This window comes from Clostridiales bacterium, from assembly GCA_030016385.1.
Taxonomy (GTDB): Bacteria; Bacillota; Clostridia; order Clostridiales; family Oxobacteraceae; genus JASEJN01.
The window spans coordinates 1-4459 of the sequence record JASEJN010000107.1 but is presented as its reverse complement, the minus strand read 5'-3'; the positions used below and the strand labels follow the sequence as shown (position 1 = coordinate 4459).

The window sequence follows — 4459 nt, the reverse complement described above, 5'->3', positions numbered from 1 at the left end:
TTTTCATTCGCAATTTTTACCAGTAAAAAAGCTAGCACAACGAGTTAATTTAAGATGATTTAACGAAAAGTCTGAGATACAAATAAATTGCTGCAGTACTGCAGCAATTTATTTGTATCTATAATTTATTGTCATTCCCCATCCTGGCAATTACGTCTTCAAGAGTCCCTGAGAAGGGACCGGGAGTCTCCATTTTTATGGATACGAGGGCGGCTGCAAATCTTGTAGATTCAGCTGCATTATGGGACATCCTATATGAAAGGTATGCGGCAAAGGTAGTATCTCCCCTTCCCGTTCTGCCTACATCGCTCTTATTTGTAAATTTTTCATAATATGTTTTGCCATTTGCACGGACAAGTACGCCTGACGAATGGGTTATCATAACCTCGGGGCATCCCCAACCTTCAAATACCTTGGCAGCTTCCTCCATATCATCAAAGCCTGTCAGTATTTTTGCTTCAACGATGTCTAATTTAATGCCGTCCATCAGCGATGAAATCTCTTTTTTTCTGGCATCATCCACAAAAGATATTTTATGTGTGGTCATATCAACATGCCTTACAATGCTTTGCATATCGATTGAAAGGTGATCATATCTTTCTCTCAAATGTTTTATGAGATCCATATCGAATTCTGTATTTGAAATACCGGCTAAGTGAACATACTTGCTTTTAATTTTGGGCATTTCATTAATTTTTATAATTCCTGCATTTTTTTCAAGTACGAATTCCCTGTTATCGACATTTTCATCAGGATATATAACTTTTATATATGTAGTATCTTTGCTCGGTATGATGTATACATCTGCTCCAAGTTCACGCATGGACTTTAACATGTATTTATCACTTTCAGCCATCTTTACTATAACTGCAGTCCTTTTCCCAATCCTTGAGGAAACTGCAGTACTTAAAAGTATGGAACCGCCGTAGCTGACATTGCTTTTTCCCCTGTACGGTATGATTTCGTTAAAGCACATGTGCCCTATAAATGTAATATCAAATGTATCCAATGTTGTTACCTCCATTACTGCCATTTGGTGATTTATTTAGTTTTGATATATTTTATTCTATCACTTATAGAGCCGCTTTTAAACGTGCTTGAGGATGATGGGGATGCATCAAATATAAGACATGTTTTGATCAAGAGGATTTATAGCATATGTCGGATAGTAGAGACTATCAATAAATATTTATTGATAAACGATAAGTATTTATTGCAATTAATGATATACTGTAGTATTATAGAAATGAAAATCAGTTAATAGAGGAATTATTTTATAAAAAGTATGAAGGATAGGTGGGTTTTAAGTGGAAAATAATTTTGCGTGCAAAGACAAAATAAGAGATGGGTTATACTGTATTTTTTTATCATTGCTTCTGGGAGTGATATTTGACAGGTTTTTCTTCGATAGAGCCTTGGGAATATCTTATTTCCTGTTTATTTCCCTGTGTATAGCATTTTCTATATGGCTTATGAAGGAGTCTTTACATTTTAAATGGAATACTGGATGGTTTTTACTGATACCGATTGCTCTTTTATCTTTTAGCTACACTGTTCATACTAATGGCATACTTTCATTTTTTAACTTCTTAATTGTTCCGCTGCTCATGGTCGTAAGTTCCATACTGATTTATGAGCCGGGTGAGCGGTGGGATAAGATGAGTTTTATAGTCGAGATACTTGAGAAGGCTGTATCCAACGTGCTATGCAATATTCCAAAGCCTTTCAGAATCACAAGGGCATATGCAAGGGAAAACGGCAAATCAAAGTCAAAAGGCAGCAGAAGACAGATAGTTATCGGATTGTTGATATCTTTACCGGTATTATTTGTAATCATCGGGCTTTTAAGCTCTGCAGACATGGTATTTAATTATTATCTTAATAATTTTGCATCCATATTTAAAGAGATTGATTTTGAAAGAATTATTTTGCATGCTGTCTTGATATTTTTTGTAGCATTTTATTTCTTTGGATATGTATGGGGATTTAAAGATGGAAACTGCGTGGAGAAAGTAAAATCCAACCCGGCGCTTATAACATGGGAACCGGTTACGTTGATTACTTTCCTGGCGATATTGAATCTTTTATACCTGGCATTCTCGGTAATACAGTTTTCATACCTGTATGGCGGAGGCAGTATGGCACTTCCGGCAGGATTTACTTATTCCGAGTATGCGAGAAAGGGATTTTTTGAGCTGGTTGCAGTAACTTCCATCAATTTTATAATCGTTTTCAACTGTGTAAAGTTTATAAAAAGAGAAAACAAAAAACTTTTAACCGCAGGGAATATACTCTTGAGCGTATTGATATTTTTTACATTGAACATGTTGTATTCTGCTAATTTAAAGCTTTCTTTATATGAAAGCTCTTATGGTTATACCTACCTCAGAGTTTTCGTTCATTTGTTCATGTTGCTGCTATTTGTCCTTTGCCTGGTTGTTCTTGCAGGAATCTGGATTAGAAGAATAAATATAGTAAAGAGCATTATAGTAATCTCTCTTGTCATGTATACGGTTATTAATTATATAAATATCGACGGATTTATTGCAAGGAAGAATGTTGATATGTATTTTTCAAAAGGCAAAGTGGATGTTTATTATCTTAATGACCTTTCTTTTGAAGCTGTACCATATTTAATAAAGCTTAAAAATGTTGCCAATCCATCTATAAGGGAAAGCATAAATGAAAATCTTGCCCACAGAAAGGAAATGCTGGAATCTGAGAAAAGCTGGAGTGAATTCAATTTAAGCAAATATAAAGCAAGAAAACTATTAAAGGGAATATAAAGGGTTATATGTTTAAATTCTGGAGTTTTGTTTAACCAGGCAGATATTCTTTTATCAGGCCTGCTATGCTGTTGTATGCCTTCTTTGCATGGGCGATCACTTCCGGTCTGCCTGAGGTTACAGTATAGCCGTTAAACTCTAGAATCATATTCAAATCGTTGTAATCATCACCGATGGCAAGGACATGATTTTTGGGGACATTTTTTAATGCCATATAGTGAAGCAGCCCGGTAGCCTTGTCCACACCTGCGGGCACTATATTGACGTTGACGCCGTTTTGAAGGGCAGTCACATATTTGCCGAATTGCCGGTTAACCTGTCCGGTAAGTTCCCCCGCCTGATTGTCCCTGATAAACCTTGTATCCACCTGATTAAAATATGGTATAATTTTTAAATCATTCGCTGTTATCCAGTTTTCATGGAAATTACGACGTTCTTCATTGCCGATTATTACCCGGTAACTTTCGTGGACGCGATAAATAGATACATCGAAACCGCCGCTCTCTATGATAAAGGGTATAAGCGACTGAAGAATTTTTCCGCCGGCTGCAGTCTGATCTACAGGCTCAGAATCTCCGTCATAAATTATACTGCCGTTATTGCAGATATGAAAATCGCAGACCAGATTATTGCGTATCATTTCTTTACAGATGCTGGAATATCCGCGCCCGCTGTTAATACCAAACAGATTGCCTGCCATTTGCCATTTTTCAATTGCCAACCTGTCTTCTTCCGATACAATTCCGTCATGGGTGAGAGTCCCATCATAATCGCTAGCCAAGATATACATGATTTCACCTCGTTTTTATTTTAACATACACTTTTCGAAAAATAAAGACAAGCAGGATGGAAGAGCATGGCAAAAAAGCTTGACTCAAAATGAATATAGCATTAATATAAGCAAAGAATGCAGACATTTTTTGGAGGGATTATACATGTTTAAATATACTATTTGTTTTATAAAAAAAGAGGACAAGATATTGCTATTGAATAGAGAAAAATCAAGCTGGATGGGAAGTTGGAACGGTGTCGGCGGAAAGATAGAAAAAGGAGAAACTCCTACTGAATGCATCTTAAGAGAGGTATTCGAAGAGACTGGAATAGAGCTTCCAGATGTGAAATATAAAGGAGTTGTGACTTGGACTGTTGACAATATCCTTCGGGGAGGCATGTATGCCTTTACAGCAGAAGTGCCGGTAAACTTTCGTCAGTACATATTCCTTCAGTTCTTTGCCCGCTCCACGGACGGACATACTGAAAACATATCCATCCTTTGCAGAGAGGGTGTAATATATGTTATCTCCTGTAGTCATTCCCTTATCTGCTACAACAATGACACGCCCAAAATTATATTCACTCTGAATTTGAGACAGGTTAGGCCTGAATGTAAGGCAATCATTTGTGCTGCCAGGGAATAGCTGATATGTAATCGGAATGCCCATTGTGTCCATGAACAAACCCATCTGCACGATCGGATTGGGACGATGTTCCTTGGAGACACCTTTCTTTCTAAGTTCGTCAATGGTATCTGTTTCAAAGTAATAGTTGGTAACGTCATAATAGACCAGATTGGTGTCTCTACTATATTGTCGTTTAATCCTGTCGTTTATCCATAACTGAAGGTTGCTGCCGTGCTTGTTCAAAAACGTAAGAAAACGATAAATATCACTCAG

4 protein-coding genes and 1 pseudogene are annotated in these 4459 nt (G+C 36.9%); 2 read left to right on the top strand and 3 right to left on the bottom strand.

Annotation, left to right across the window (positions count from 1 at the left end):
• Window positions 1-118: 118 nt before the first annotated feature.
• Entirely contained in the window at window positions 119-1009 is an 891-nt protein-coding gene (locus QME45_14515) for a hypothetical protein (GenBank protein MDI6619841.1), read from the bottom strand.
• Between the two features lie 298 nt (window positions 1010-1307).
• Here QME45_14515 and QME45_14510 point away from each other — a divergent pair, with 298 nt between their 5' ends.
• Window positions 1308-2786, top strand: coding sequence for a DUF4173 domain-containing protein (locus QME45_14510; GenBank protein ID MDI6619840.1), 1479 nt, complete (start codon window positions 1308-1310; stop codon window positions 2784-2786).
• Between the two features lie 31 nt (window positions 2787-2817).
• Here QME45_14510 and QME45_14505 read toward each other — a convergent pair whose 3' ends face one another.
• Window positions 2818-3576 carry an HAD-IIB family hydrolase gene (locus tag QME45_14505; GenBank protein ID MDI6619839.1) on the bottom strand — a complete coding sequence of 253 codons (759 nt, stop codon included), beginning with the start codon at window positions 3574-3576 and terminating at the stop codon, window positions 2818-2820.
• Window positions 3577-3796: 220 nt separating this feature from the next.
• On the opposite strand from QME45_14505, the pseudogene QME45_14500 reads away from it, so the two are divergent.
• Window positions 3797-3868 (top strand): annotated as a pseudogene (locus tag QME45_14500) (NUDIX domain-containing protein).
• Here the strand turns inward: QME45_14500 and QME45_14495 are convergent.
• Window positions 3860-4228: a transposase gene (locus QME45_14495; GenBank protein MDI6619838.1), complete on the bottom strand. Its 369-nt coding sequence runs from the start codon at window positions 4226-4228 to the stop codon at window positions 3860-3862. The pseudogene QME45_14500 and the gene QME45_14495 overlap by 9 nt on opposite strands.
• Between the last annotated feature and the right edge of the window lie 231 nt (window positions 4229-4459).

What these genes read in the sequence shown, in the direction of transcription:
- QME45_14505 (MDI6619839.1), bottom strand. Translation starts at nt 3,576, where the DNA reads ATGTATATCTTGGCTAGCGATTATGATGGGACTCTCACCCATGACGGA.
- QME45_14495 (MDI6619838.1), bottom strand. Translation starts at nt 4,228, where the DNA reads ATGGGCATTCCGATTACATATCAGCTATTCCCTGGCAGCACAAATGAT.